Genomic DNA, 26,976 nt, shown 5'->3' with positions numbered 1-26,976 from the left:
TTGCCTCCCTTCGATTTGATACTCTTATCTTAACTATTTTTTCATCTTTCCATAACGAGCTTAAGAACCGTTTTTAACTCAGACTTAAGACCGAGTCACATTCAGCCTTTTGTAAAAACTACGATTGGATAGGATGTTTCACTCTTTTATTGCACATAAAAAGCCGTACAGAGAATACTCTCTGTACGGCTTTCGTTACTATGCATAAACTTCATTTTTCATTATGCTGTTTTATGATATTCTTTCTTTCCCGCCACTTTAGAAAACCTCGGGAAACCAATTAATATAGAAATAATTCCACATACTCCAACTAAGATTGGATAAAACGCATATGGTAACAATTCAATTGGAGATAACGCCGCAAACCCTGCTGCTGTTAACATTTGAGCACCATACGGGATTAACCCTTGCACACAGCATGAGAAAAGATCTAATACACTCGCTGATTTACGAGGATCAATTTCATACTGATCTGCAATGTTTTTCGCAAGCGGACCTGTAAAGATAATAGAAATCGTATTATTCGCTGTACACATATTCGTCATACTTACTAAGCCAGCGATACCGAACTCTGCTCCTTTTTTCGAACGAATGTTACGCGTTAAAATATTCATTAAATATTGAATGCCACCATTATATTGAATCAGTTCGACCATACCGCCAATTAAAATAGCAAGTAATACTAACTCCATCATACCGCCCATTCCAGTTGTTACACTTTTAAAGAAACTCTCTAACGTGTAACTTCCATCTAAAAGACCGATAACACCGGATAGTACTGTCCCACCAGTTAACACAATAAGCACATTCCAACCAAGTAGCGCTGTAATAAGTACTCCTGCATACGGTAAAATCTTTATCCAGTCAAAGCTATGCGCTTTAATCTGCGTATCGCTTCCTAAAGTAACGATTACTAAAAGTACAATTGTAATAATAGCCGCCGGTAATACAATTAAAAAGTTCGTTTTAAACTTATCTTTCATTTCTGTTCCTTGCGAACGTACAGCTGCGATTGTTGTATCTGAAATAAATGATAAATTATCACCAAACATCGCTCCACCAACAACAGTAGCCATCGTAAGTGCAATGGAGATATCAGTTTGCCCACTAATACCTACAGCAATTGGTGCTAATGCAGCTATTGTTCCCATTGAAGTTCCCATCGCTAACGAAATAAATGCCCCTATAACAAAAATTCCAGCTACGATAAATCCTTGCGGTAAAACGGATAACGCTAAGTTAACTGTAGAATCAACGCCGCCCATCCCTTTTGCTGTTTCAGAAAATGCTCCTGCAAGCACAAAAATTAGAACCATAATCATAATATCTGGGTTCCCTGCACCTTTAGCAAATCGCTCTACTTTTACATTAAAGCTTTCTTTACGATTTATTGCTAAAGCGACCCCTACAGCAATTGAAATTGCTACAAGTATTGGCAATTTATAGAAATCACCTGTAATAATCCCAGAACCAATAAATAGCGCCAAAAATATCCCAAGTGGTAATAAAGCCAAACCGTTTCCTCTCGTTTCTTTCAAAGTACCATCTCTCCCTAGTTTCAACCTTTTTCTAATGAATAACAAAAGACCTCTTCCAATGAGAAGAGGTCTTATACATCTATAAGAAACACTCTTCTCATCTTTCAAGCACATGCTTGCTGGATTTGGCACAGCACTCTGAAATCGAGTCCGCTGCCGAGGCATCGTAGGGCCAGTCCCTCCGCCTCTCTTTATAAGAAGGTTTCATATTTATTTTTTAATAATAATTTCTTCCCTAACTTTACTCGCTTACAAAACAAAAGTCAATTATTTTTTGTATAGATTTTTTTGGTAATTATGCAAAAATTTGAATACAATAATCATTTTAACTTTTTGATTTCTTCTTCTAATATTGAAATCCAATAAAATTCACTACTTTTTATTGCAGCTATTATCCATTTCGTAGTGTACCAAGCTAACTCATACTCTTCTTTTGTAACATCGCCACTTTTATAAGCATCCTCTAACTCATCTTCATCCAATATATACATTTTACCGTTCGGTAATAATACTACATCTAAATATAAATCATCAAAATACGGCAAACCACGGTCGTCTATTTCATATTTTTTCGCCACATCAATATAATATTGCACTAATTTTTTCTGATCATCTAACATAGCTGTAATCGCAAAGTTTTTCCCGGCTACGAAATATTGAATCCACGTATACTGATTCCCCGCAATACAAAGTTCTTTACCATCATATTCTTTACAACTAGGTTCTCTCACCTTTTTTATTTCCAGTATTCCTAGCATTCCCTCTTCTATTTGCTTAACCGTATAATCTTTCTCTATTAGTCGCTTCCACGAAGAACCGTCACCATATTTACGTTTCATTACGTCCGCTTCCCTTCTATATAGAAAAGCCCCCACATATTATGTGAGAGCTTGTTCAAATTATAATTAAGCTGCTTGCTTATTAGAAATTTCTTTCAAATAGGCCTGTCCTTTTTCAGCGTCATACTGACCTTCCCACTTAGACATAACTACAGCCGCTAAAGAGTTACCTACAACGTTAACTGCTGTACGAGCCATATCTAAAATACGGTCAATACCAGCGATGAATGCTAAACCTTCAGCTGGAATACCTACTGTACCAAGTGTTGCTAACAATACAACGAACGATACGCCCGGTACACCCGCAATACCTTTTGATGTAAGCATTAATACAAGTAATAATGTAATTTGTTGTGTAATAGATAAATCAATACCGTACATTTGCGCTAAGAAAATAGCTGCAATTGCTTGATATAAAGTTGATCCATCTAAGTTAAATGAATAACCTGTTGGAATAACGAAAGATGTAATTGCCTTTGGACAACCGAACTTCTCCATTTTCTCCATGATTTTCGGTAAAACTGTTTCTGAACTCGCTGTAGAGTATGCTAAGATCAGTTCGTCTTTTAAAATCTTAAAGAATTGGAAAATGTTAATTCCAAATATTTTCGCTGTAAGTCCTAAGACAACTACAACGAAGAAAATCATTGCTCCATATACGACAATTAATAATTTCCCTAATGGAATTAATGAAGAAAGACCAAATGTAGAAACTGTAACTCCAATTAGCGCAAACACACCAAATGGTGCAAATTTCATGACTTGGTTTGTTACGTAAAACATTGCATCAGCTACACCTTGGAAAAATTGAAGAACCGGTCTTCCTCTTTCACCAATTGCTGCTACACCTAAACCAAATAATACAGAGAAGAAGATAATAGCAAGCATATCTCCGTCAGCTAATGACTTCATAATGTTCGTTGGAACAATATTTACGAATGTATCTGCAAATGAATGACTTTGTACTTGCTCTGTCGTATGTGTATATTTCGAAATATCTGTCTTTGTTAACTGCTCCATATTTACGCCTTTTCCTGGTTGGAAAATATTCGCAATTAATAGACCGACAATAATTGCAATTGTTGTAATAATTTCAAAGTAAATAATTGTTTTTCCGCCTAGTCGACCTAATTTCTTAACATCGCCAACACCAGCAACCCCAACAACAATACTTGCTACAACAATCGGTACAACGATCATTTTAATTAATCGGATGAAAATATCACCAATTGGTTGTAAGTACTTCACAACAGCTGGATTATCAAAGAAAATCGCCCCAACTGCGATACCAAGCGCAAGTCCTATTAATATTTGCCATGCAAGTCCTATTCTTTTCATATTTGTTGTAACCCCCTCTTCGATGTGTCACTCTACCTTTCATTCTATATTTATAAAACTTGAAATTAAGAGTATTACATATTATTCGACAATTCACTACATTTTGTCCCTGTTAAAAATCATAAATCAAAAAATTAAATCTGACAACAAAATAACTTTTCCTGAACACAAATAATTTTCTTGACAAAAATAAAACCCATGTCAGAAAACCTCACATGAGAACGATTCCTTATCAGTGTTTTATTGGATTCCTATCTACTATTTTACTATATAAAACAAATATATTTTTCCTTAATTTAACAAATAAATCCAAAAAATTCATCCTTGTTGCACCAATAAAAAAGCGCATCCAACATGACAATTATCATTAAAAGATGATAAATTCCGACAAAACTTAGCAACTTTATAAAATTTTCTTTACATTATGGTTACAACGATAGACACTCTTCTTCTTATGATATATAACATTCATAGGGAAAGGAGCCAGACAACCATGAAAAAGAAATTTGCAGCGTTTAGTGTTTTAGCAGCAGGAACACTTTTTGTTTCTCCGTTACTTTCACCCGTATACGCTGAAACGAATCAAGATAAATTATCTAATATTCAATCTGAATTAGAAGGAAAACAAAATGACTTACAAAATAAATCAGCTGAGAAAGAACAAATAGAAAAAGAAATTCAAGAATTACAAAAGAAAATCGATGATTTAACTACTTCTATTAATAAAAACGAAGCTGAATTAAGCGATACAAAAAAAGAAATTAGTAAAACACAACAAATAATTACTGAAAAAAAGAAACATATAGAGCAATTACAAACAAACATAGATACGCGTCAGGAAGTTATTAAACAACGTTTACAATCTATGCAAGAAAAACCTCGTACAAACATCATTACGGAGGTATTAACAAATTCTACAAACATTGCTGATCTTGTTGATAATATGTACTCTGTAAGTTTAATTTTAAACAACGATACCGATATTGTGAAAAAACAAACAACTGATCAAAATGCTGTAGCGAAAGAAAAAGAGGCTGTTGAGAAAAAAGAGCAACAACTAAAAGAAGCTGAACAGAAATTAGTTCAAAAACAACAAGAGTTGCAAACGAATCAACAACAGCAGCAAACATTTATTAGCGATCTACATACGAAAGTAGCAAAAGTAGATTCAGAGATTGAAGGATTAGAAGAATCCAAAGGTATTTTAGAAAATCAGCGTCAAGCCGTTCAAAAGGCAATTGAAGAAGAAAAACGTGCAGAAGAAGCTCGTAAGGCTGAAGAGGCACGTAAGGCAGAGGAAGCTCGTAAACAATCTACTACATCTGCTCAAACAGCTCAAGCAGCTCCAACACCACACGATACAAATATTGGCGGCTTTATTAAGCCAGCAGCTGGATCAAAAACTTCCGGGTTTGGCGTGCGCTCTATAGATAACCATAAAGGAATCGATATCGCAGCTTCAGGAACTGTTCCAATTATTGCCGCTGCTGACGGCGTTGTGATTCGCTCAGAATTATCATCTAGTTACGGAAATGTTGTGTACTTATCTCACCGTATTAACGGAAAAACATACACAACAGTATACGCTCATATGAGTAGCCGTTCTGTATCGAATGGACAAACTGTAAAACAAGGAACTCAACTTGGATTTATGGGGAATACTGGCCAATCATACGGACAACATTTACACTTCGAACTTCATCTTGGAGAATGGAATGTTGGTAAGACAAACGCAGTTGATCCATCTCCTTATATTGGATTATAAAAAAACTCGGTGCATACCGAGTTTTTTATTTATACTTCACACAATATAGGCTTTCCACATAGACTATAACTAAATGCCTATAGTTTACGGGGTGATCAACTATGAATACACAATTACTACAAAAAATAGAAGAAGCTAGAGAGACGTATATCGGCCGAATATTTACATTTGGCGGCTCCGCATTATTTTTAATCGGATCCTTCATCTCAGTCGTCACAGCCTATAAAGCATATAATCGTTTATTAAATACATCTACAACATAACAAAAAGACGGAGATTCCTCCGTCTTTTTGTTATGCAAACATTTTAAATACGCCTATCGCATTTAAAAATACAATAATTACCGTTACTGGAATAACATAACGAAGCAAGAAGAACCAAACATTAAATAATGTTTTCCCTTTCGTTTCCGTAACTTCTAATTCTTTCATTAACATTTCTTTACTCATTTTATTTGGTACGAATAGCGAGATGGCTAGTACGCCAAGCGGCAGTAATACATTACTTACCGAAAAATCGACGAAATCAAAGAATGTTTTACCAAATATCTTCACATCACTCATAATTCCAAACGATAATGCTGATGGGATTCCAACTGCAAAAATAAGAATACCAATTAATAATGATGCTGACGGACGCTTCTTCTCATTACCTTTCGCAACAGATGCTACTACAATTTCAAGCATTGAAATTGCTGATGTTAAAGTCGCAAAGAAGAATAAAATTAAAAACATAATAAAGAAAAATTGTCCAAATGGTATTTTTGCAAATACTGCTGGAAGGACGATAAACAGTAATCCTGGCCCTTCAGTCGGCTTAACGCCTAATGCGAAAATCGCCGGGAAAATTGCTAATCCTGCAAGTACTGTAACAAAAACAGTTAAACTTACAATAGATGTTGCTGATTTCGCTAAATGTTCTTCTTTCTTCAAATAGGAACTATACGTGACCATTACTGAGGCACCCACTGTTAGCGAGAAGAACGATTGTCCCATCGCGTATAAAATCGTATCTGCTGTCAGCTTTGAAAAATCTGGTTTTAAGAAGAACTCTACCCCAGCCATAGCACCATCAAGTGTTAACGCACGAATAATGATAGCAATAAACAAAATAAATAATAGCGGCATCATATACTTACTTGCTTTTTCTATCCCTTTCTCGACACCTTTACTTACAACAAAAATAGTGCAAAGCATAAAGATAAATTGCGCTCCAATTGCGCTTACTGGATTTGAAATCGTTTCACCAAACAATTTCCCGTAATCAACAACACCATTCCAGAAGCTTCCTGTAATACTATAGTATAAATACAGTAAAATCCATCCACCTACAACACTATAAAAAGATAGTACACTAAAACAAGTAACAACTCCCATACGACCAATCCAAGGATATAACTTGCTATTTGGCACCAATACTTTATACGCTGTAACTGCCTCTTTTTGCGTACTACGTCCAATAACAAATTCAGCTAAAAGAAGCGGCATACCTATAAATAAAGTTAATAGTAAAAATACAAGGAAGAATGCGCCTCCCCCACCATTACCTGCAACATATGGAAATTTCCATATGGCACCAAGACCTACTGCGGCTCCGGCTGCTGCGAGTACAAAGCCTATTTTCGACGTCCATTGCTGTGTTTCTTTCATCATAATTTCTCCTTTTCTGAATATTTAAACTTTTGTTAATTATACACTTTCATTTCATACTCGCACACCTCCTTCAGAAAATAAAAAAGTCCCCTACACGCAAATATGCATGTAGAGGACGATATATGTAATGTAAATACCGTGGTACCACCTCAATTGGATTGATAAATCCCACTTGTTCAAGTACAGGAAAAATTCCGATACTCTATCCTTTTAACGGCGGAACCCGGGTTGCCTACTACAATTTTCAACATACCTCTCGCAAGCCCATTCTGTATATTTTATCGTACCGGGCTCACACCTTACCCCAGCTCTCTGACCGTATCAAATATACGTACTCTTCTTGCTCATCGATTTCATCTATTGAAGTTACTTGTGATTATAAATTATATTTTTCTGGTTGTAAAGTACAATTTATTCATTATCCTATATGAACTCTTCTCTCTAATTCTTGTAAAAACAATTCTCTTTTTTGTTCATTTTGAACGTATATTGATTTTAATACTTCTTGCAGCAATATATTTCTCTGCTTTTTCTCTATTTGTAATTCTTTCACTTTTATTCTAACTTCGTATAAAAAATCAAGATACGCTTCATACGCCTCATCATATTTATTTGCGATATCATCACGAATTTTTTTTGCCAGTTTCGGACTCGCCCCTCCAGTAGAAACAGCCACATTCAGTAATCCACGATGAATCGCCGCCGGAAAATGAACATTCCCACTTTCCGGGTTCGTAATAACATTTACTAATTGATTCTCCGCACTATCTTCAGCAACTTGTTCATTTAATTCGGCATCACCACTCGCTGCAACAACTAAAAAAGCACCTTGAATATCACTTTTTTCATACTCTCTTTGATACCAACGAATTTGCTTTTCTTCCACTAGTTTCACTAAATTTGCATCCAATTCAGGACTTATCACAATTATATCCGCACCTTGTTTTAGTAAAGGAATAATTTTGAATCCCGCGACTTTCCCTCCACCAATGACAACAACACGTTTCTTCTCAACTCGCACTGTAAGTGGATACATATTGATCTCCCTTCAATAATTTCTTCGTTTTCTGAATTAACATATATTGAAATGCTTCATTCTTTCCTAAATACGGACTTATTTTTATCTTATCCGACTCATATTGGCGTACTTCTTTTTCAATATGTTTCATAAGTAAACCGGTAAATAACAAATAAGGTAGCACAACGATGTTCTTTTCTTTTCGTTCAACAACTTCCTTTAACTTCTCCTCAAATTTTGGCTCGGCAGCCGCTAAATAACAAACCTCTACTTTTTTAATTTTCTCTTCCGTTTGAAATAAAGAAGCAATCCAGTTTATATCTTTTAACACTTCAGGATCGCTACTCCCTCTTGCAACGAGAAGTAACGTCACCTCATTCGTCTCTTCCTGTTCGATACCACTTCCGTTATACACTGATTTAACGAGTGTTTCTGAGACACCAAACGGATTACCATAGGTCACTTTAACACTTAAAAATTCATTATTTAACTTTTCTAATTCAAACGGGATATCTTTTTTCACGTGACCTGCCGCTAATAGAAAAACTGGAATTACAATAATCTCTGTAGCACCACGACTCACACATGTACGGAACCCTTCATCAATCGTTGGACTCGCTAACTCTAAAAAACAAACTTCTTGAATACTTGCCTCTACACGATTCATGCATGACGTAATAAACGTAATCGCTTCTTCTTTAGCTGCTTTCAAACGACTTCCATGACATATATATAAGATGGCTTTCATTTTATAACACTCCACTTACTTGATACGTACTTTCAGTCTGTTTCTCAAACCAATGGATCTTTTCTCTAAAACGGACCACTTCTCCAATTACAATCATGCTCGGATTTTGAATTTGTTCTTTTTTCGCAACATCTACAATTGTCCCTAACGTCCCGACAACTGTGCGCTGCATCGAAGTCGTTCCCCTCTCAATAATAGCAGCAGGCGTACTTGTATCTTTTCCATGCTTCATCAGTTGTTCACATATGTAGGGTAAATTACTAACCCCCATATATACAGCTAACGTCTCTACACCTTTCGCTAAATGTTCCCACTTCACTTCCTCTTCAGCATCTTCTTTCCTATGCCCCGTCACAATAGCAAAACTTGCACTCGCATCACGATGCGTCACTGGAATACCAGCATAAGCAGGTGCAGCTATTCCAGCTGAAATACCAGGAACAATTTCAAACGGTACACCTTGCTTCGCTAACGCTTCAGCTTCTTCTCCCCCTCTACCAAATACAAATGGATCCCCGCCCTTTAGCCTCGTTACAACTTTTCCTTTTTTCGCGTATTTAATAAGAAACGTGTTAATTGTCTCTTGCTTCATCGTGTGATAATTTGGCAGTTTTCCGCAATAAATTAAATCCGCTTCAGGCTTTGCATATGAAAGCAACTCTTTATTTACGAGACGGTCGTATAAAATAACGTCTGCTTTCTCAATACATTTCAACCCTTTCACAGTAATTAAATCTGGATCACCAGGACCTGCTCCAACAATATAAACCTTCCCCATCATCTCTCCTCATTTCTACTATTAAAGTGAAACTTCCATCCTTATATACGAATGGAAGTTTTCAATATTGCCTATTACCTGTTCCCTACTCCCTACTCATGAATAACAAATGCCGCACCTTTTCGAATCTTCTTTTTTTCAAATAGAGAAATTTCCTTTACTTCTGGCAGCGGTAAAAAATGCTTTTCCAGCTCCATCTCCGCGAGCTTAAATGCCTGTTCTTCACTTTGAGCAACGACAACAATCGGAACAATACTATTGACTAACACGGCTTCAAATCGATATAAATCCATATTGTCCCTCCTAAGACGCTAGTACTTCTTCTAACACGGTATTTAACGCTATTTGTAGTGTGTCTACACCGATACGACCAACAAAATCGTAAAACGTTTCAGCTGGTAATTTATTCTCTTTGAAATAACTTATAAATGATGCAAGGACATCAGGTAGATCCTCACCATCTATTTTTCCTTTTAATTTTTGATTATAAGCACCACCATCTAACAACGTTCCACCTACATATATTTCAAATGCTTCAACAATTCCTTTTTCCTTCGTTTTCATTTTCACCCCTTGTAATCCAATGTCAGCAATTTGACGTTGACCACATGAATTCGGGCATCCTACCATATGAATACGAACCGGAACATCGAGTGCAATTTGTGTATCTAAGTATTCGGCAATTTTTCGCAATCTTTCTTTCGTTTCTACTAAAGCAAGATTGCAATATTCAATACCAGTGCAGGAAACCGCATGACCAATAAACGATTTCGGACTTGCTGATATCGCTTCAAACAACGGCTCATTTAGTAAACCTGTTACATTTTTTGGCGGAACATTCGGAATAATGAAGTTTTGCGAATTACATGTACGAATCTGTCCATTTCCATACTGCTTAGCAATCCTTGCAATCTCAAACATTTCTTCTGCATGTAGACGTCCTACCGGCACATTAAAACCTACATATTTTAGTCCATCTTGTTTTTGATCTTGAACACCATAAAAGTATCCCGCATTCCAGCCTTTTTGAGCACTTTCCCCTTTACTTTGCAATGGTCCCGTATACTCTATTAGTTTCTCTTTAAATTTCTCTGCTCCCCAGTCTGCAACAAGAAATTTCAAACGAGCTAAATGACGTTTTTCACGGTATCCAAAATCACGGAATATCATAGCAATCGCAATCGCTACCGTCTTCACTTCTTCTGGTAAAACGAATACATCTAATTCATCAGCTAAATATGGACGAGCTGATAATCCACCACCTACTTTTATATGAAAACCAACTTTTTTCTCACCATCTATTTCTTTCGTAGCAGGTGTAAATGCAACACAGTTAATCTCTGCGTTTGCTGAGTTATAAATATTAGAACTAATAGACATTTTAAATTTACGTGGTAAGTTAGAAAACTCTTCATTATGTTGGAAATAGTCATATACCTCTTTCACAATACCAGTTGTATCAAACAGTTCATTTGCATCAATGCCAGCAAGTGGATTCCCTGTAATATTACGCGTTATATCACCACAAGCTCCAGCTGAAGATAACCCAACTCTTGCTAATCGTTTAAAAATATCTGGCATTTGATGAATTTCTAACCAATGAAACTGAATCGCCTGTCTTGTTGTAATATCTATTACGTCACGCCCATAATCCTCAGCGATAGAAGCAAGCACTTCTGCCTGTGCATTCGTAATAATCCCTGAAGGAATATTTACACGCATCATAAAATAACCAGCTTCTTTCGGTCTTTGTAAATACAACCCTGCCCATTTGAATGCATCCCACTCTTCTTTCGGAATAGATTCGAAGCCATTCTCTGCATAGTAAGGAATATCATTAAAGATTTCCAATCCATCTTTTTTTAATTTATTTTTCTCAGTCTGATTTAATTTTTCATTGTTAGCCCATACTTTTTCATAACTCATTTTTTAATCCCCCTATATAAAGTGAAACTTTAATCAGTGGGAAGTGTTCATCCCACATTGATTATTAGCCTTAACCAATCGGGCATTTACGGGCAGTTCATCTCCCACCTAACTTCTTTGCCCTAGCCAAATTTCGAGATGGTAGTTTTACTGCCCGCCAAATAGCGGGGTAAAACTACGCTCTTGTAAGTACTTCACGATTTGTTCTGCACATTCTTCAATAGAATACTTGTGCGTTTCTACAATTAACTCTGCTTTCTCTGGCTCCTCATACGGTGAATCAACACCAGTAAACTCTTTAATATCACCCTGTCTTGCCTTTTTGTATAACCCTTTTGGATCACGTTTTTCACACTCTTCAATTGGACATTTTACAAACACTTCTATAAACTCATCTGCCGCTAATAGATCTCTAACTTGTTTTCGGTCTACTCGAAACGGTGAAATAAACGCTGTAAGAACAACAGTACCTTGATCTACAAATAGCTTCGCTACTTCGCCAATCCGTCTTATATTCTCCATACGATCACTTTCAGAAAAACCTAAGTCTTTATTTAAACCGTGACGTATATTATCCCCATCTAGTACATAGTTTCCAATATTCTTTTCAAATAGTTTACGAGCAACCGCGTTCGCCACCGTAGATTTACCTGAAGCTGATAGACCAGTAAACCAAACTACAAAACTATGATGCCCATTTTTTACTCTTCTCTCATCTTTTGAAACAGATGCTGTATGCCAAGTAATATTTGTATCCATCTCATTCTCTCCCTATTCTGTTACTACTTCTTTTTTTAAACCTTTAATTAGTACTTCTACTACTTCTTTACGACTAAATGTACTTGGTGGAACCTCACCGTTTCTTAATAACTCTCTTACTTTCGTACCCGATAAAATGACATGATCCTCTTTTCCGTGCGGACATGTTTTCGTGGAAGCCATCGCTTCACATTTCGTGCAGTAAAAACTATGTTCAAAAAATAGCGGTGTAATCCCTAACTCTTCCACTGTAAAGTTTGTAAAGATTTCTTGCGCTTCATAAGTACCGTAATAATCTCCTACCCCAGCGTGGTCGCGCCCTACAATAAAGTGGGTACATCCAAAATTCTTTCTAACTAATGCATGGAATATCGCTTCCCTCGGTCCTGCGTAACGCATCGCTGCAGGAAATACACCTAAAAAGACACGATCTTTCGGATAATAGTTTTGAAGTAATACTTCATAGCTTTCCATCCTTACATCAGCAGGAATATCATCCGACTTCGTTTCCCCAACGAGTGGATTTAAAAAGAGGCCATCTACAATTTCAAGAGCAGATTTTTGAATATACTCATGAGCACGATGTACTGGGTTTCTCGTTTGAAATCCGACTACTGTTTTCCAACCACGTTTTTTAAATTCTTCCCTCGTTTCAATTGGATCTAAATGATAAGAAGGAAACTGATTATTTTCAAATCGTTTTGTAAGAATAATAGCTCCACCGACATAAACGTTCGATCGTTCATATAATTTTTTCACTCCTGGATGAGCATCATCCGTCGTTTTATATACAAGTAATGCTTCTTTCTCTTTATCAGGTATAAAAATATCTTCTATTTGAATGACACCATATACATTTCCACTATTAACAAGCTTTACTTCTTCTCCAGCTTTTAGATTTTCTGCTACTTCTTCTGTTACCGGCAATGTAATCGGTATACTCCATACGCTACCATTTGCTAAGCGAAGCGTTTCTACGACCGAATCATAATCTTTCTTCCCTAAAAAACCAGTAAGCGGGCTATATCCCCCTGTCGCTAATAGCTCCAAATCACTTAATGCAATGTTGTCTAGCCCAATTTCTTTTTCAATTTGTGATACGTCGTATGTCTCGTCTATACGGTTTACTAATTCGTTTCTTGTACTCATTTTCTATACCCTCTCTTAGCTTTATTTTCAAATTCATCTTATTGGTAATGAAGACCACATTCTGTTTTCACTTTCCCGGCCCATCTACCATCTCTCGAATCGCCACCCTCTCCTACAGGTAACGTGCACTTCTCACACCCAATACTTGGATACCCAATATCATGCAGCGGGTTATACGGCAAACTATGTTTGTACACATATCGCCACACTTCTTTCCACGTCCAATGAATGAGTGGACAAACTTTAATCGATTGAAAACGATGATCTTGATTTATAAACTTTGTATGCTTACGTGTTTCTGATTGTTCCCTCCTTAAGCCCGATATCCATGCTTTTTCCGCTGCTAATGATTTTTCTAACGGTAAAATTTTTCTAATTTTACAACAAAGGTTCGGATTACTTTCCCATAATTTCTCACCATGCAACTTCGCTTGTTCATCAAGTGTAAGTTCCGGCTGTTTTTCTATAATATTTAATGAAGGAAATCGTTCCCGCACTTTTAGAATTAATTCATACGTTTCGCGAAAATGAACATTTGTATCTAAAAATACAACTTTAGCAGATGGATTTACTTGGTTTATAAGATGTAGTAATACCATCCCTTCCACTCCAAAGCTACATGCGTATACAATTTCACTTTCATATTCTTTATAAGCCCAACTTAATACTGATAGCGCGCCTTTCGTTTCATCTTCTTCTGAAAATGGAACATTATTTTCTTCCCACGTTTCATACGTCAACATGTTTTTTCCCCCTGTAAAAGCAAAAAGACGGTTTTAACCTAATATAATAGGTTAAAACCGCCTCTAGTTTTTCTAGTCAGCGCTTTTTACTTTAAACGTACCTTTTCACTTTTCTCTAATTGAATGACTTTCCCATCTTGCACAACAATTGTAATTGAACCATATTTCATATCAGCAAGCATCGCTTGAATTTTCTCAGATACTTCCTCAAAATGTTCCCGTACACTCACGCGAACAGCCCCCCTTTTTATTCATAAAAAAAATCTTTCCCATTTCGAAAAGACTGTTCGGTAATATATTTTACCTTATCTTTCAAAATGGATTCCATTTTGCTGGATTTAGCACCTTGCTTTCTATAAGCAGGTTGCCGAGCTTCTTCGGGCCAGTTCCCTCCGCTTCTCTTGATAAGCTTTGTATTTGTATTTTATCACAATTCTGATTTTTTTCAATCCTAGTTTTCCGATATATTTTAATTATTTTATTTTACAAAAAAGGAATTGCCCATCCGAACAACTCCTTTTCTCTATTTAAACAAGTTCTTTAATACGTATGCGATCGTTCCCAATAATATTTTCATATGTTTCGCGTTCTACAACAATTTGTGATGTGCCGCCTTTCGCGAAGACGACAGCCGGTCTACGAATCCGATTATAATTGTTCGCCATCGAGTACCCGTATGCCCCTGTACAAGAAATTGCTAGTAAATCAGCAGAAGCAACTTTCGGTAGAGTAATATCCCAAATTAACATATCTCCACTCTCACAGCACTTCCCAGCAATCGAAACAACTTCCTCGTTCTCATCATTCCCTCGATTCGCTAACATCGCTTCATAACGAGCGTTATATAAAGCAGGTCTTAAATTATCAGTCATCCCACCATCCACTGATACATATTTCCGAATACCAGGAATGTCTTTCACAGATCCGACTGTATAAATTGTCGTTCCAGCATCCCCTACAATACTACGGCCTGGTTCAACCCATATTTCTGGCAGGGGATAATTACATACTGTAAATTGCTCCCTCACCGTACTTGTTACAGCTCGCACATATGTCTCAAGAGTTAATGGTGTATCTGACTCTGTGTAGCGTATTCCGAATCCTCCGCCTACATTTAATACTTTTACTACATAGTTCGCGCGCTCTCTCACTTCTTCTAAAAATTGATGAAGAACTTCAATCGCTCGAACAAATCCAGCCGTTTCAAATATTTGTGATCCGATATGTGAATGAATTCCTAACACATTATAATTTGATTTTTGTAAAGCAAGCTCAATTGCTTGCATCGCTTGACCATTTGACACGCCAAATCCAAATTTCGAATCATCTTGACCTGTTGTAATATATTCATGTGTGTGCGCCTCTACTCCAGGCGTTACACGAATTAATATGTTCACAAATTTCCCATGTTGCACTGCTAAATCATGCAAAATTTCTAATTCTAAGAAATTATCCACGACAAAACAACCAATATTTTCCTGCAGAGCCATCACGATTTCTTCTTCTGTTTTATTATTGCCGTGAAAATGAATACGAGATGCTGGAAATCCCGCTTGAAGCGCAGTATATAATTCCCCACCAGAAACAACATCTAATGACATATTCTCTTCACGAGCTACTCGGCACATCTCCATGCACAAGAACGCCTTGCTTGCATATGCTACTTGATAAGAGAAACCACTTTCTTTAAACGCACGATGAAACGCGCGGCACTTTCCTCGAATAGACTCTTCATCGTATACATAAAGTGGTGTTCCGTATTGTTTTGCTAGCTGCGTCGTATCGCACCCTCCAATTTCTAAGTGTCCTTGCCCATTGATTCGGCTTGTGCCGTGTAAATACATTTGAATTCCTCCCTTATTTCCTCTAAAACTCATAACCCCAATCTTCTATTCATTGCAGCACGCTTTTAGATAGACAAAAAACGCGCGGAACAATGTTCACACGCGTTTCTTATTAGGAAAAATATATATTGAAAAAATAAACGAGTTGTTATCTCCTCAAAATAAGAAACCGCATCAACATCTCCAAATAGCTCTCCATAAAAGAAATATTATGACAGTACTACATTTATTCAATGTAGTCCCAATATATGAATAAGATGGTTATTCTTATATTTCGGCAATAGTCCCTTTCAACCTATGATCACAGATTCCATTAAATCTCCCATAGCTTACTCTTTCCTATCGCGGCCTCTACCTTTGAGAGTAGATGAGGTAAGTCTATTTAATTTTCAAACATCTAATTGATGCTATTAACAATACCAAAGGACCATTTTATTTGTCAAACATTTTTTTATATTGTTTTTTTACAGTTTAGTTTCGTATCATTTGGTAAGCGCTTTACTGAAATCTTTGACACTTCCCATTCGCCTTCTTCATTATTAAATGTAATCGTTACCTTCTCAAATGGTGGAGCAATTTTCCCAGCAACTCGTTCATACTTCGTTACTTCAATACTTGCTTGAAATAAATATGTACCGCTATACACTTTTTTTAAACTAATAATTTTAGGACATTGATAAGGCTTCAAGCTCCCATATTGTTTTTCAATTGCTTTATTTATTTTCGGAAATAAAACAGAATAAAGGGCATCTTCCATAAGAGGTGCATCATATTGGGCTACCGACAAACTCGGTGAAGCAAAAAGTATAACACTACTGCATACTATAAAATATAATAATTTTCGCATTATAACCTCCGTATTATTACACAATTCTTTCTGCGCACGATAATAATCATACATAGAAACTCCGTTTTATTGTCTCCCACTGCCCTTTTTCTACTCAATTATTATAAAAAAGCCCACAACTCTCTTTTATTTTCGTATAATGATACTCATAGTATAATAAACATAATAACAAAGGACTGTTCGTATATATAAAATGAGGCGCTAACCAAACCGGCTCAAAAGAACAGTCATGCTTTTTTAGGAGAGGAGTATATTATGCTACAACGTCTGTTTCCAAAACTGCGATTCGCACTCGTTGCAGTCGTTTTATTATGGATAAAAACATATATTGTGTACAAGCTAGCATTTGATATTAAAATTGATAATTTCTTCGAAGAATTTATGCTTTTTATTAATCCACTAGCTGCGTTACTTTTATTTTTCGGTTTTGCTTTATTTGCATCTAAACACCGAAACCGCATTATAGTTGGAATCAGTTTTATACTGTCCTTTATTTTATTTGGAAATGCAATGTTTTATGGGTTTTATAACGATTTCGTTACGTTCCCGGTTTTATTCCAAACAAATAATATGGCTGATTTAGGGACGAGTATAAAAGAACTCTTTACGTACAAAACATTACTTTTATTTGCAGATGCGATTATTTTAATGTTTCTTTCGCGTAAATTCCCAGCATTTTGTGATAAGACGCCGCTTTCTCGCTCTGAAAAGCGAACTTTCTTTAGCGGTATAACAGCTTTATTAGCACTACAAATTGTTGTTTCCGTTATTTATAAACCACAAATGTTCTCACGCTCATTTGATCGTCAAACAGTCGTGAAGAATTTAGGTTTATACACATATCACCTATTTGATATTACACTTCAATCTAAATCTTCAGCTGAACGTGTATTTGCAAGTGGTGACGGTTTCTCTGAAATTAAAAACTATACAGACTCAAAAGATAAGCAAGTTGATAAAGACTTATTTGGAGCTGCAAAAGGCAAAAATGTCATTTTGATTTCCATGGAATCTACACAAAGTTTTGTTATTAATAAAAAAATAAATGGAAAAGAAATTACTCCATTTTTAAATGAGTTTATTAAAGATAGTTTTTATTTCGATAACTTCTATCATCAAACGGGACAAGGTAAAACTTCTGATGCTGAGTTTATCGTTGAAAATTCACTTTATCCGTTAGACCGCGGTTCTGTATTCTTTACTCACGCAACAAATGAATATACAGCTACACCAGAGCAATTAAAGAAATACGGATATTCTTCTGCTGTCTTCCATTCAAACGATAAAACGTTTTGGAATCGTGATGTAATGTATCCTGCACTCGGATATGATCGTTACTTTAATTTAAATGATTACTCAGGCACAGAACAAATGTCTGTCGGCTGGGGATTAAAAGATAAAGAGTTCTTTGAACAATCCATTCCAAAGCTAAAATCTTTACCACAACCGTTCTATACAAAATTTATTACTTTAACAAACCATTTTCCATTTCTTCTAAATCCAGAAGATCAATATGTTGATGAGTTTAATTCGGAAAGTGGTGTTGTAAACCGCTACTTCCCAACCGTTCGCTACACGGATGAAGCTCTTAAATTATTTATTAAACAGTTAAAAGACGAAGGACTGTATGATAATTCTGTTATTGTCATTTATGGAGATCATTACGGCATTTCAGAAAACCATAATGCAGCTATGGCCCAGTTCCTTGGGAAAGACGCTATTACACCGTTTGATTCTATGCAATTACAACGCGTCCCTCTCATTATTCATGTACCTGGTCAAGAAGGAAAAGTCATTTCTAAAGTATCTGGTCAAATTGATATTAAACCAACGCTACTTCATTTACTTGGTATTAAAACAAATCAATCCGTTGAATTTGGAACTGACTTGTTTATTAAAGAAAAAGATCCGCTTATGGTAATGCGTGATGGTAGCTTCGTTTCGGAAGATTATGTGTATACAAAAAACATGTGCTATAAACGAAATACAGGTGAAGAAGCTGACATTTCATTATGCCAACCAAATATTGAAAAAGCAAAAACTGAATTGAAACTCTCCGATAAACTCATTTATGGAGATTTATTACGTTTTGATCCTAACAATCGTTATAAAACTGGAACAATGACAACAAAATTTGAGTAGTACTAGAAGCAACTTTATAAAAGTTGCTTCTTTTTTTACTTATTTTTCAAATCATTCTTCTATGAAATCTTTCACAAATTGGGAATTTCTTTCGTATGAGGAAGAAATTTATGGTATGATAAAATAAGTAAAATTTCATACACTAATTAAGAATTTATTACAGAAAGCAAGGGATCAGATTTTGTATAGAGCAGCTATTCCAAACTTATTTACGCTCGGAAATTTATATAGTGGATTCTTGTCAATCGGCTATGCATCTTTAGGATATTATAAATCAGCTGCTATTTTAGTACTTATCGGGATGATGTTAGATAGTCTTGATGGGCGTGTTGCTCGTTTATTACGCGTTGATTCACAAATGGGAAAAGAGCTTGACTCACTTGCGGATGTCGTGACATTTGGTGCAGCACCTGCTGTTCTTATGTATTACACATCTTTCTCCAATTACGGAATCATCGGACTATACATAGCGGGACTATTTCCTCTTTTCGGAGCATATCGTTTAGCACGATTTAATGTAACACCATCTTCTACTTCAATGAAATATTTCACTGGGGTACCGATTACAGCAGCGGGAGGGCTTGTTGCTTTCTTAACATTATTTTCACATATCATTCCAAAAATCGTTCTTATTACAGTCTTTGTAACGTTCGCATTTTTAATGGTGAGCCGCATTCGTATCCCAAGTTTAAAAGATGTACCACTTCCACGATATAGTATCATTATTACACTATTTTTAGTTGGAAGCATTATCACAATGTACCAAACAGGGATCGGTAACTTTTCTGTTTTCTTATTCATTGCTATTCCACTATACATTTTGTATATGCTATCTCAATTTCTTAGACAAAGACCATCTAAAAGAGCAAATAAAGAAAAATAAGAAACCTTCCGATTCCGGAAGGTTTCTTATTATTTTGTAACTACTGCTTTTTGATTTACAGGTGTTACAGGCTCTTCACCGTTTAATACGGCTAAAATATTTCTTACTGCCATTTCAGCCATCGCATCACGCGTTTCGAATGTTGCATTTCCTACGTGAGGAGCAAGTACTACATTCTTTAATTCTTTTAGCTCTTCAGTAATTTTCGGTTCAAATTCAAATACGTCAAGAGCCGCTCCTTCAATTTCATTCGTTTTTAATGCATGAGCCAGTGCCGCTTCATGCATAATTGGCCCACGTGAAGCATTTACAATATACGCCGTTTTCTTCATCATTTTAAACTGTTCTTCATCAATCATATGATGCAATTTTGGATTATACGCACAGTTAATTGTAATAAAGTCTGCTGTTTGTAATAATTCTTCCAATGTTACATATGTTGCTTCCAGTTCACTTTCAGCTTCAGTTTTTCGATTTGGTCCTGTATATAAAACATTCATTCCAAACGCTTTCGCACGTTTTGCAACTGCCTTTCCGATTTCTCCAAGGCCAATAATTCCAATTGTTTTACCATGTACTTCACGGCCTAAGAAAAATAATGGTGCCCATCCGTTAAATCCAGTTGTACGACATAGCGTATCACCTTCCGGAATTCTACGTGCAGCTGCTAAAAGAAGTGCAAATGTTAATTCTGCTGTCGCTTCAGTTGATACTTTTGGTGTATTCGTTACCGCAATCCCTTTTTCTCCGGCATACGAGTAATCAATATTATCGTAACCAGCACCGTAGTTTGCAATAATTTTCAAATTAGGTGCCGCATCAATCACTTCTTTTGTCACCTTTGTAGAAAGTAGGCTTAACAATGCATCTTTATCTTTTGCACGCTCTGTTAATTCATCTAAAGAAATTAAAGCCTCTTTATCGTACATTTCTACATCATGATCCTTTAATAGTTCTAATCCGATTGCTGGAATTTTCCCTGCTACTAATATTTTTGCCACTACTAACACCTCTTCTATAGAAAATAAGATAGCTCTTATCTTTCATTGTAAGAAATCCACATATAAAAACCAAGGAATTTGATTATAGTTTTGAAAATCGACACTTTTCCATGAAAAAAGAGGAGATGCAAGTCTCCCCTCTTCTTATGCTTTCTCTTGCGATTCTTTTCCAAGCTTCACATCGATCGTTCCTTCTGCAACTGTATCACTAATTTGTTCCTCGATAACGGATTGAGAAGTAGCATTCGTTTCAGAAGTATACGCTTGTTGCTGTGCACTTTGTACATTTTGTTTATTTTGTTGTTTCGCCATTTCTTTGCCCTCCTTTTTATTCTTTCTTATTTTGAACAAAAAGGTGGGTTTTCATCAAAAAATCGTGATCATTTTGAAATGGATACTTCATCTTCCAGTAATCTCAACGTTCTTACTCGTTTCGCAAATGTAGCTAAATGCGAAATATCATGATTACGTAACGTCTTTATATTCTCTTCCACATATTTTCCTAAATCATGCGGATAATGAGCATCTGAGGAGAGAGTAATCGGAACCCCGTACTTAGCTAATACTTGTAAATATAGCGGACTCGGACACATTTCACGCACAGGATAGCGATAATACAATCCCGCATTTATTTCCGTTGCCGTATTTGTTTCTACTAATGCACGCGCAATTTCCTTATAATAAGAAAGTTGTTCATTCTCATCTAACCGATAATTAAATACTTTTATGTTATCAAGATGAGCTATTATATCAAATAACTCAGAACGAACTGCACACTCCACCGTTTTGAAAAACGTATCATATAAAGCATATAAGTCATGCTTCTTAAAATATTCTTTCGTATCTGGATTATCAAATCCCCAACCATTTAAAAAATGAACAGAACCAATTACATAATCAAAATCTCCTAATGCGAGTAAAGATTGTAATTCTTGTTCACCACCAATAAAATAATCCGCTTCAATTCCAAGTTTAAGCGTAACACCTCGTTTACTCCATCGTTCTTTCGCTTCTTCTATTGCCTTTGTAAAATCATGTAGTGACGCTACCCTTACTTGGTCTAGCCATTCCTTTTGTAAACGACCAAGCTCCGAATCATTAATATCGACATATCTTTCATAGTATTCTTTCGCTTCATAAAAACGGTATAAATGATCGACAATCCCAACCTCTTTTATACCTTTTCGCAAAGCTTCTTCTAAATATAAATCAATCCATTTCGTTGTAAATGGCCCTTCTTTCACACGTCTTTGCAGGCGTTCTTGTGTTTTCACAAGCCATTCCATAGAATGTTTTTCTTCTTCAAGCGGTTCATAATATTGCAATGCTTCATTTATTTTAGCGAGCCACCCTATTGAATATGGCCCTTCTTCTAAATGAATGTGATAATCCACCTTCATCTATATTCCCCCTTATAATGTATCTATATCTCTTCTATCACCTACTCGCGAAAGCTTCCCATTTCTTTCTGTCACTTCCTCCATAACATCTTCTAATGATATATTTTTTTCGGCTAATAAGACGAAGCAGTGATACAATACATCAACCATTTCTTTTACTAATTCTTCTTTATCATTATTTTTAGATGCGATAATTACTTCCGTGCATTCCTCACCAATTTTCTTTAAAATTTTATCTTCTCCTTTTGAAAACAAGTAATTTGTATAAGATTCAGGAAGTGGATTTCTCTTTCGCTCTTCAATTGTTTTAAATAGTAATATAAAGGCGTTTCCCATATGTATCCCCCTATATAATTTTGTAATGAAAACACGTTTTCTCTCCCGTATGGCAAGCAGGTCCTACTTGCTTTACGACAACAACGATTGAATCTTGATCACAATCTAAATAAAGAGATTGCACATATTGGACATTTCCTGATGTTTCTCCTTTATTCCATAACGACCTTCTTGAACGAGAATAAAACCAAGTTCTTTTCGTTTCTAGCGTTTTTTCATATGCTTCTTCATTCATATAAGCTAGCATTAAAACTTCTTTTGTCCCTTCTTCCATGACAACTGCTGGTAATAATCCTTTTGAAAAGTTAGGTTTCATAACCGCACCTCAACGTTTGCATTTCTTAATTTTCGCTTTACTTCTTGTATTGTCGCCTCACCATAATGAAAGATGGATGCCGCTAACGCTGCATCAACTGTTGTCTTTTGAAAGACTTCTATAATGTGATCAACATGACCACATCCGCCTGATGCAATGACTGGCACGGAAACACTTTTTGAAATTTCTTCTGTTAAACGAAGGTCATATCCATTTTTCGTTCCATCTGCATCCATACTCGTTAGCAAAATTTCGCCTGCCCCTAGCTCGGTAACGCGCTTTGCCCACAAGGTTGCATCCATTCCCGTATCAACTCTTCCGCCGTTCACATATACATTCCACTTATCTTCTGCTACTTTTCTAGCATCAATTGCTACAACAATACATTGTGAGCCAAAATGTTCTGCTCCTTCCTCGATTAGCTTTGGGTTTCGCACTGCCGCTGAGTTGATTGAAACTTTATCTGCTCCAGCTCTTAATAAATTGTACATATCTTTAACACTTGAAATCCCCCCGCCAACTGTAAGAGGAATAAATACTTTCGAAGCTGTTTTTTCTACAACATCTATAATTGTTTTTCGTCCTTCATGCGTTGCCGTAATATCTAAAAATACAATTTCATCTGCTCCCGCATTATTATATAAAGCTGCTATTTCAACAGGATCACCGACGTCTTGTAATCCTATAAAATTTACACCTTTTACGACTCGCCCTTCTTTCACATCTAGACATGGAATAATACGTTTCGCTAACATAACTTTGTTACCTCTAACACTTCTTCTAAATTAATCGTTTTCTCGTAAAGAGCCTTACCAATTATGACACCGTATATATTCATATCATTTAATTTTTTCACATCTTGAATAGATGCCACTCCTCCAGAAGCAATAAGACGAATACCCACACTTTTTTGTAGTAACTCCAATTGCTCTACATTCGGCCCTGCAAGTGTCCCGTCTTTCGAAATGTCTGTAAACACAATTGTTTGAACACCTACATTCTCCATTTGCTTCGCTAAATCAATATAAGAAAATTCAGACACATCAAGCCAGCCTCTCGTTGCTACGAAACCATTTTTCGCATCGATTCCAACAATGATTTTTTCTTTATATAGACGAACCGCTTCTTCTAAAAATTCCTTATCATAAAGAGCTGCTGTCCCTAAAATCACTTTATCTACACCTACTGACAATAACTTCTCTACCGCTACAAGTGACCGAATTCCCCCTCCAACTTGCACAGGAATACGTACTGCCTTGCAAATTTTTTCAATGATTGGCAAGTTTAACGATTCGCCAGCAATTGCACCATCTAAATCAACAATATGCAGTGTTTTTGCTCCCGATTTTTCGAATATAATCGCTTGCGCAACCGGGTCTTCATTCATTACTGTTTCTTTACTAAACTCTCCTTGATACAGTCTAACGCACCGTCCCTCTTTTAAATCGATAGCTGGGAAAATTTCCATGCTTCTACCACCCCTTTGAAGTTTTTCAACATTTGCATTCCGACGTCACCACTTTTTTCAGGATGAAACTGTGCGCCGTATATATTCCCTTTTGCTACAAAACCAGGTACTTTCACTCCATATTCACTTATTCCATACACAATTTCATTAGGGCAATCTGCATAATAAGAGTGGACATAATATACGAAAGAACCGTCCTCTACTCCATTCCAAAGCGCTATTTCTCCCTCTTTCTTTAGCTCATTCCATCCCATATGTGGAATTTTATAAGGAACCTTTAACTTTCGAATAACACCTGGCAATAAACTTAATCCGTTACAGTCTTGTAGTTCCTCACTTTTCTCAAATAAAAGCTGCATTCCTAAGCAAATGCCTAGAAGCGGTTTTCCTGAACACCCAACTTCTTTTAATACACGCACTAAATCTTTTTCTTCCAATACATCCATCGCTTTTGGAAATGCACCTACTCCTGGTAAAATCACTCCATCACTTCTAAAAATCTCTTCTTTATCACTTGTTACGATGTACGCTGCTCCAATATATTTTAATGCTTGTTCTACACTACGAATATTTCCCATTCCATAATCTATAATAGCAATCAATTACAACATCCCTTTCGTTGAATTTACACCAGTAATGTTGGCATTTTTATCAACTGCTTCCCTAAGTGCTCGACCAAATGCTTTAAATAATGCTTCAACTTTGTGATGTGTATTACTTCCATATAAAACGCGAGCATGTAATGTAATATTTGCAGCATGCGCAACTGCTCTAAAAAATTCTTCTGTTAGTTCTGTATCAAAATCCCCTAGCTTCGGATTTGTTAATTCTCCTTGAAATACAATATACGAGCGTCCACTTATATCAATTGCGACAAAACCTAAAGATTCATCCATCGGTACATAAGCAGAGCCATAACGGTTAATCCCCTCTTTATTTTGCAATGCTTCTTTCAAACAATTTCCGAGCACAATTCCAACATCTTCAACTGTATGATGTGCATCAACGAATACATCGCCTTCCGCCTCCACTTGCAAACCGAATCTTCCATGCCTTGCAAATAAAGTTAGCATATGATCAAAAAATCCCACTCCCGTTTGTACAGAAACATCCTTTCCTTCATCAAGCTGCAAACTTAATTTTATTTTTGTTTCTGTCGTCTCACGTATTTGACTAGACTCTCGCATCATTCTTCCTCCTCAAATCTTATTTGAATTGCTCTCGCATGCGCATGTAACCCTTCTTTATTGGCAAGTTCCACAATATGATGTTGTACATCTCTTAACGCTTCCTCCGTATAAGACAGAAAGCCTGATTTTTTTACGAAATCATCGACTGATAACGGTGAGAAAAATCTTGCCGTTCCACTTGTCGGTAACACATGATTCGGTCCTGCTAAATAATCACCGAGCGGTTCCGGTGCATATGGCCCAAGAAAGATAGATCCTGCGTGTTTCACATAAGCTAAAGCATTCATCGGTTCTTTTATATGTAACTCTAAATGTTCTGGAGCGATTTCATTCGACAATTGGAGTGCCTCATCTATAGAAGGAACGATGCAGATGGCCCCATTTCTATTTATCGATTCACGAGCAATTTCGCTTCTTGGTAATGTTTCTAACTGTCTTTCTATCTCTTTTTCTACTTCTTTTGCTAACTCTATATTCGTTGTAATACAAATTGCTGTCGCTCTCGCGTCATGCTCTGCCTGTGATAATAAATCAGCAGCAATATATTTTGCATTGCCGGTTTCATCAGCGATAACTACAATTTCTGACGGTCCAGCAATCATATCAATATTTACTATTCCATATACTTCTCGTTTCGCTAGAGCGACGTACAAATTTCCTGGTCCAACTATTTTATCCACTTTCGGAATCGATTCCGTACCGTATGCTAAAGCAGCAATTGCTTGCGCACCGCCTATCGTATAAATTTCATCTACCCCTGCAAGACTTGCAGCAGCTAAAATATAGGGATCAAAGCCTCCTTCTCTCGGCGGTGTTACCATTACAATCTTTTTCACACCAGCTAGTTTTGCTGGCAATACATTCATTAATACTGATGAAGGATACGAAGCAGTTCCCCCTGGCACATATACTCCTACATTTTCTAACGGCCGAATGATTTGTCCCCTGATGATGCCTTTACTCTCGCAATCGAATATGGATTGCCTTTTTTGCTTTTCGTGGTATGAAATAATATTTTTCTTCGCCTCTTGTAACGCTTCTAAAAATGAATTTTCTACAAACATACTCGCTCGTTTTATCTCTTCTTCACTTACACGAAACTCTTTCATCTCCACACCATCAAACTTGTTTGTATAAAAAGATAGGGCCTCATCCCTATTCTCCCTTACATTTTGAACGATCTCTCTTACACTCCTTTGAACAGTTTCTTCTATTATATTAGCGTTTTCTCGTAGCAATTTTATTTTCGATAACGCCTTTTGAAAATCTTCACAAACGATCTCCATTTCAAGTCCC

General features: G+C 36.3%; 29 protein-coding genes, 3 riboswitches and 1 other annotated feature. Of the genes, 4 read left to right on the top strand and 25 right to left on the bottom strand.

Features of this window, described 5'->3' with window-relative positions; translation table 11 throughout:
• Window positions 1-221: 221 nt before the first annotated feature.
• From ACXVYO_RS05560 to gltP, 3 genes are all read right to left on the bottom strand, one after another.
• Window positions 222-1,538 carry a Na+/H+ antiporter NhaC family protein gene (locus tag ACXVYO_RS05560; RefSeq protein WP_458466241.1) on the bottom strand — a complete coding sequence of 439 codons (1,317 nt, stop codon included), beginning with the start codon at window positions 1,536-1,538 and terminating at the stop codon, window positions 222-224.
• A 94-nt stretch (window positions 1,539-1,632) separates the two neighbouring features.
• A riboswitch (SAM riboswitch) is annotated at window positions 1,633-1,738 on the bottom strand.
• 120 nt (window positions 1,739-1,858) lie between these two features.
• Window positions 1,859-2,377, bottom strand: coding sequence for a DUF402 domain-containing protein (locus ACXVYO_RS05555; protein ID WP_458466240.1), 519 nt, complete (start codon window positions 2,375-2,377; stop codon window positions 1,859-1,861).
• Between the two features lie 66 nt (window positions 2,378-2,443).
• The gene (gltP, locus tag ACXVYO_RS05550; RefSeq protein WP_097820196.1) at window positions 2,444-3,715 is read right to left on the bottom strand and encodes a glutamate/aspartate:proton symporter GltP; all 1,272 of its coding nucleotides are present in this window, start codon (window positions 3,713-3,715) and stop codon (window positions 2,444-2,446) included.
• 493 nt (window positions 3,716-4,208) lie between these two features.
• On the opposite strand from gltP, the gene ACXVYO_RS05545 reads away from it, so the two are divergent.
• Both ACXVYO_RS05545 and ACXVYO_RS05540 read left to right on the top strand, forming a co-directional pair.
• Complete coding sequence (locus ACXVYO_RS05545; protein ID WP_458466239.1) at window positions 4,209-5,480, top strand: murein hydrolase activator EnvC family protein; 1,272 nt, start codon at window positions 4,209-4,211, stop codon at window positions 5,478-5,480.
• A gap of 101 nt (window positions 5,481-5,581) precedes the next feature.
• The gene (locus tag ACXVYO_RS05540) at window positions 5,582-5,743 is read left to right on the top strand and encodes a hypothetical protein (protein ID WP_458466238.1); all 162 of its coding nucleotides are present in this window, start codon (window positions 5,582-5,584) and stop codon (window positions 5,741-5,743) included.
• Between the two features lie 30 nt (window positions 5,744-5,773).
• Here ACXVYO_RS05540 and ACXVYO_RS05535 read toward each other — a convergent pair whose 3' ends face one another.
• The 12 genes from ACXVYO_RS05535 to ACXVYO_RS05480 form a co-directional block, all read right to left on the bottom strand.
• Entirely contained in the window at window positions 5,774-7,129 is a 1,356-nt protein-coding gene (locus tag ACXVYO_RS05535; RefSeq protein ID WP_458466237.1) for a sodium-dependent transporter, read from the bottom strand.
• A 111-nt stretch (window positions 7,130-7,240) separates the two neighbouring features.
• Window positions 7,241-7,489, bottom strand: a binding site (T-box leader).
• A gap of 61 nt (window positions 7,490-7,550) precedes the next feature.
• Entirely contained in the window at window positions 7,551-8,168 is a 618-nt protein-coding gene (locus ACXVYO_RS05530) for an NAD(P)-binding protein (protein WP_458466236.1), read from the bottom strand.
• Entirely contained in the window at window positions 8,143-8,898 is a 756-nt protein-coding gene (locus tag ACXVYO_RS05525) for a sirohydrochlorin chelatase (protein WP_458466235.1), read from the bottom strand. Before ACXVYO_RS05525 ends, ACXVYO_RS05530 begins: the two co-directional genes overlap by 26 nt.
• Window position 8,899: 1 nt before the next feature.
• Complete coding sequence (gene cobA, locus ACXVYO_RS05520) at window positions 8,900-9,676, bottom strand: uroporphyrinogen-III C-methyltransferase (protein ID WP_242241424.1); 777 nt, start codon at window positions 9,674-9,676, stop codon at window positions 8,900-8,902.
• Between the two features lie 92 nt (window positions 9,677-9,768).
• Entirely contained in the window at window positions 9,769-9,969 is a 201-nt protein-coding gene (locus tag ACXVYO_RS05515; protein ID WP_000366917.1) for a DUF3906 family protein, read from the bottom strand.
• A gap of 10 nt (window positions 9,970-9,979) precedes the next feature.
• Window positions 9,980-11,602 carry a nitrite/sulfite reductase gene (locus ACXVYO_RS05510; protein ID WP_458466234.1) on the bottom strand — a complete coding sequence of 541 codons (1,623 nt, stop codon included), beginning with the start codon at window positions 11,600-11,602 and terminating at the stop codon, window positions 9,980-9,982.
• Window positions 11,603-11,749: 147 nt separating this feature from the next.
• On the bottom strand, window positions 11,750-12,361 hold the full coding sequence (cysC, locus tag ACXVYO_RS05505) for an adenylyl-sulfate kinase (protein WP_458466233.1): 612 nt from the start codon (window positions 12,359-12,361) through the stop codon (window positions 11,750-11,752).
• 12 nt (window positions 12,362-12,373) lie between these two features.
• A complete protein-coding gene (gene sat / locus ACXVYO_RS05500) occupies window positions 12,374-13,510 on the bottom strand; it encodes a sulfate adenylyltransferase (protein WP_458466232.1) in 1,137 nt (378 codons plus the stop codon).
• A 38-nt stretch (window positions 13,511-13,548) separates the two neighbouring features.
• Window positions 13,549-14,253 carry a phosphoadenylyl-sulfate reductase gene (locus ACXVYO_RS05495; RefSeq protein ID WP_458466231.1) on the bottom strand — a complete coding sequence of 235 codons (705 nt, stop codon included), beginning with the start codon at window positions 14,251-14,253 and terminating at the stop codon, window positions 13,549-13,551.
• A gap of 86 nt (window positions 14,254-14,339) precedes the next feature.
• The gene (locus tag ACXVYO_RS05490) at window positions 14,340-14,483 is read right to left on the bottom strand and encodes a YezD family protein (protein WP_000116163.1); all 144 of its coding nucleotides are present in this window, start codon (window positions 14,481-14,483) and stop codon (window positions 14,340-14,342) included.
• Window positions 14,484-14,555: 72 nt separating this feature from the next.
• Window positions 14,556-14,664: riboswitch (SAM riboswitch) on the bottom strand.
• 116 nt (window positions 14,665-14,780) lie between these two features.
• Entirely contained in the window at window positions 14,781-16,097 is a 1,317-nt protein-coding gene (gene lysA / locus ACXVYO_RS05485) for a diaminopimelate decarboxylase (RefSeq protein ID WP_458466230.1), read from the bottom strand.
• A gap of 180 nt (window positions 16,098-16,277) precedes the next feature.
• Window positions 16,278-16,459, bottom strand: a riboswitch (Lysine riboswitch).
• An 89-nt stretch (window positions 16,460-16,548) separates the two neighbouring features.
• The gene (locus ACXVYO_RS05480) at window positions 16,549-16,944 is read right to left on the bottom strand and encodes a DUF3888 domain-containing protein (RefSeq protein WP_458466229.1); all 396 of its coding nucleotides are present in this window, start codon (window positions 16,942-16,944) and stop codon (window positions 16,549-16,551) included.
• A 255-nt stretch (window positions 16,945-17,199) separates the two neighbouring features.
• Here ACXVYO_RS05480 and ACXVYO_RS05475 point away from each other — a divergent pair, with 255 nt between their 5' ends.
• Window positions 17,200-19,086 (top strand): LTA synthase family protein, encoded by a 1,887-nt coding sequence (locus ACXVYO_RS05475; RefSeq protein ID WP_458466228.1) that lies wholly within the window; start codon window positions 17,200-17,202, stop codon window positions 19,084-19,086.
• Between the two features lie 181 nt (window positions 19,087-19,267).
• Window positions 19,268-19,969 carry a CDP-diacylglycerol--serine O-phosphatidyltransferase gene (gene pssA, locus ACXVYO_RS05470; RefSeq protein ID WP_000285414.1) on the top strand — a complete coding sequence of 234 codons (702 nt, stop codon included), beginning with the start codon at window positions 19,268-19,270 and terminating at the stop codon, window positions 19,967-19,969.
• A 29-nt stretch (window positions 19,970-19,998) separates the two neighbouring features.
• Here the strand turns inward: pssA and ACXVYO_RS05465 are convergent, their stop codons facing one another.
• The 10 genes from ACXVYO_RS05465 to hisD all read right to left on the bottom strand — a co-directional run bounded on the left by ACXVYO_RS05465 (window position 19,999) and on the right by hisD (window position 26,966).
• The gene (locus tag ACXVYO_RS05465) at window positions 19,999-20,970 is read right to left on the bottom strand and encodes an NAD(P)-dependent oxidoreductase (RefSeq protein WP_458466227.1); all 972 of its coding nucleotides are present in this window, start codon (window positions 20,968-20,970) and stop codon (window positions 19,999-20,001) included.
• Window positions 20,971-21,114: 144 nt separating this feature from the next.
• Window positions 21,115-21,282 carry a DUF4025 domain-containing protein gene (locus ACXVYO_RS05460; protein ID WP_001118891.1) on the bottom strand — a complete coding sequence of 56 codons (168 nt, stop codon included), beginning with the start codon at window positions 21,280-21,282 and terminating at the stop codon, window positions 21,115-21,117.
• A gap of 68 nt (window positions 21,283-21,350) precedes the next feature.
• Entirely contained in the window at window positions 21,351-22,370 is a 1,020-nt protein-coding gene (locus ACXVYO_RS05455) for a histidinol phosphate phosphatase domain-containing protein (protein WP_458466226.1), read from the bottom strand.
• A 12-nt stretch (window positions 22,371-22,382) separates the two neighbouring features.
• A complete protein-coding gene (hisE, locus tag ACXVYO_RS05450; RefSeq protein WP_458466225.1) occupies window positions 22,383-22,706 on the bottom strand; it encodes a phosphoribosyl-ATP diphosphatase in 324 nt (107 codons plus the stop codon).
• Between the two features lie 10 nt (window positions 22,707-22,716).
• Complete coding sequence (hisI, locus tag ACXVYO_RS05445) at window positions 22,717-23,022, bottom strand: phosphoribosyl-AMP cyclohydrolase (RefSeq protein WP_073517398.1); 306 nt, start codon at window positions 23,020-23,022, stop codon at window positions 22,717-22,719.
• Window positions 23,019-23,777, bottom strand: a complete 759-nt coding sequence (gene hisF, locus ACXVYO_RS05440; RefSeq protein WP_458466223.1) for an imidazoleglycerol phosphate synthase cyclase subunit — start codon at window positions 23,775-23,777, stop codon at window positions 23,019-23,021. Before hisF ends, hisI begins: the two co-directional genes overlap by 4 nt.
• Window positions 23,771-24,490, bottom strand: coding sequence for a 1-(5-phosphoribosyl)-5-[(5-phosphoribosylamino)methylideneamino]imidazole-4-carboxamide isomerase (gene hisA / locus ACXVYO_RS05435; protein ID WP_458466222.1), 720 nt, complete (start codon window positions 24,488-24,490; stop codon window positions 23,771-23,773). Before hisA ends, hisF begins: the two co-directional genes overlap by 7 nt.
• Window positions 24,463-25,092 carry an imidazole glycerol phosphate synthase subunit HisH gene (gene hisH, locus ACXVYO_RS05430; protein ID WP_458466221.1) on the bottom strand — a complete coding sequence of 210 codons (630 nt, stop codon included), beginning with the start codon at window positions 25,090-25,092 and terminating at the stop codon, window positions 24,463-24,465. The genes hisA and hisH overlap by 28 nt, the downstream gene beginning before the upstream one ends.
• Entirely contained in the window at window positions 25,093-25,677 is a 585-nt protein-coding gene (gene hisB, locus ACXVYO_RS05425) for an imidazoleglycerol-phosphate dehydratase HisB (RefSeq protein WP_001209293.1), read from the bottom strand.
• Window positions 25,677-26,966, bottom strand: coding sequence for a histidinol dehydrogenase (gene hisD, locus ACXVYO_RS05420; RefSeq protein WP_458466220.1), 1,290 nt, complete (start codon window positions 26,964-26,966; stop codon window positions 25,677-25,679). The genes hisB and hisD overlap by 1 nt, the downstream gene beginning before the upstream one ends.
• Between the last annotated feature and the right edge of the window lie 10 nt (window positions 26,967-26,976).

It is taken from the genome of Bacillus sp. BC08 (assembly GCF_054326875.1).
Note: the sequence above shows the minus strand (reverse complement) of the source record. Positions and strands in the feature narration are given on the sequence as shown.

What these genes read in the sequence shown, in the direction of transcription:
- hisF (WP_458466223.1), bottom strand. Translation starts at nt 23,777, where the DNA reads ATGTTAGCGAAACGTATTATTCCATGTCTAGATGTGAAAGAAGGGCGA.
- ACXVYO_RS05555 (WP_458466240.1), bottom strand. Translation starts at nt 2,377, where the DNA reads ATGAAACGTAAATATGGTGACGGTTCTTCGTGGAAGCGACTAATAGAG.
- lysA (WP_458466230.1), bottom strand. Translation starts at nt 16,097, where the DNA reads ATGTATTTACACGGCACAAGCCGAATCAATGGGCAAGGACACTTAGAA.
- ACXVYO_RS05535 (WP_458466237.1), bottom strand. Translation starts at nt 7,129, where the DNA reads ATGAAAGAAACACAGCAATGGACGTCGAAAATAGGCTTTGTACTCGCA.
- gltP (WP_097820196.1), bottom strand. Translation starts at nt 3,715, where the DNA reads ATGAAAAGAATAGGACTTGCATGGCAAATATTAATAGGACTTGCGCTT.
- cysC (WP_458466233.1), bottom strand. Translation starts at nt 12,361, where the DNA reads ATGGATACAAATATTACTTGGCATACAGCATCTGTTTCAAAAGATGAG.
- ACXVYO_RS05495 (WP_458466231.1), bottom strand. Translation starts at nt 14,253, where the DNA reads ATGTTGACGTATGAAACGTGGGAAGAAAATAATGTTCCATTTTCAGAA.
- hisE (WP_458466225.1), bottom strand. Translation starts at nt 22,706, where the DNA reads ATGGGAAACGCCTTTATATTACTATTTAAAACAATTGAAGAGCGAAAG.
- ACXVYO_RS05475 (WP_458466228.1), top strand. Translation starts at nt 17,200, where the DNA reads ATGCTACAACGTCTGTTTCCAAAACTGCGATTCGCACTCGTTGCAGTC.
- ACXVYO_RS05545 (WP_458466239.1), top strand. Translation starts at nt 4,209, where the DNA reads ATGAAAAAGAAATTTGCAGCGTTTAGTGTTTTAGCAGCAGGAACACTT.
- ACXVYO_RS05510 (WP_458466234.1), bottom strand. Translation starts at nt 11,602, where the DNA reads ATGAGTTATGAAAAAGTATGGGCTAACAATGAAAAATTAAATCAGACT.
- ACXVYO_RS05455 (WP_458466226.1), bottom strand. Translation starts at nt 22,370, where the DNA reads ATGAAGGTGGATTATCACATTCATTTAGAAGAAGGGCCATATTCAATA.
- cobA (WP_242241424.1), bottom strand. Translation starts at nt 9,676, where the DNA reads ATGGGGAAGGTTTATATTGTTGGAGCAGGTCCTGGTGATCCAGATTTA.
- ACXVYO_RS05480 (WP_458466229.1), bottom strand. Translation starts at nt 16,944, where the DNA reads ATGCGAAAATTATTATATTTTATAGTATGCAGTAGTGTTATACTTTTT.
- ACXVYO_RS05525 (WP_458466235.1), bottom strand. Translation starts at nt 8,898, where the DNA reads ATGAAAGCCATCTTATATATATGTCATGGAAGTCGTTTGAAAGCAGCT.
- hisB (WP_001209293.1), bottom strand. Translation starts at nt 25,677, where the DNA reads ATGCGAGAGTCTAGTCAAATACGTGAGACGACAGAAACAAAAATAAAA.
- ACXVYO_RS05530 (WP_458466236.1), bottom strand. Translation starts at nt 8,168, where the DNA reads ATGTATCCACTTACAGTGCGAGTTGAGAAGAAACGTGTTGTTGTCATT.
- hisI (WP_073517398.1), bottom strand. Translation starts at nt 23,022, where the DNA reads ATGAAACCTAACTTTTCAAAAGGATTATTACCAGCAGTTGTCATGGAA.
- ACXVYO_RS05540 (WP_458466238.1), top strand. Translation starts at nt 5,582, where the DNA reads ATGAATACACAATTACTACAAAAAATAGAAGAAGCTAGAGAGACGTAT.
- ACXVYO_RS05515 (WP_000366917.1), bottom strand. Translation starts at nt 9,969, where the DNA reads ATGGATTTATATCGATTTGAAGCCGTGTTAGTCAATAGTATTGTTCCG.
- hisD (WP_458466220.1), bottom strand. Translation starts at nt 26,966, where the DNA reads ATGGAGATCGTTTGTGAAGATTTTCAAAAGGCGTTATCGAAAATAAAA.
- sat (WP_458466232.1), bottom strand. Translation starts at nt 13,510, where the DNA reads ATGAGTACAAGAAACGAATTAGTAAACCGTATAGACGAGACATACGAC.
- ACXVYO_RS05460 (WP_001118891.1), bottom strand. Translation starts at nt 21,282, where the DNA reads ATGGCGAAACAACAAAATAAACAAAATGTACAAAGTGCACAGCAACAA.
- hisA (WP_458466222.1), bottom strand. Translation starts at nt 24,490, where the DNA reads ATGGAAATTTTCCCAGCTATCGATTTAAAAGAGGGACGGTGCGTTAGA.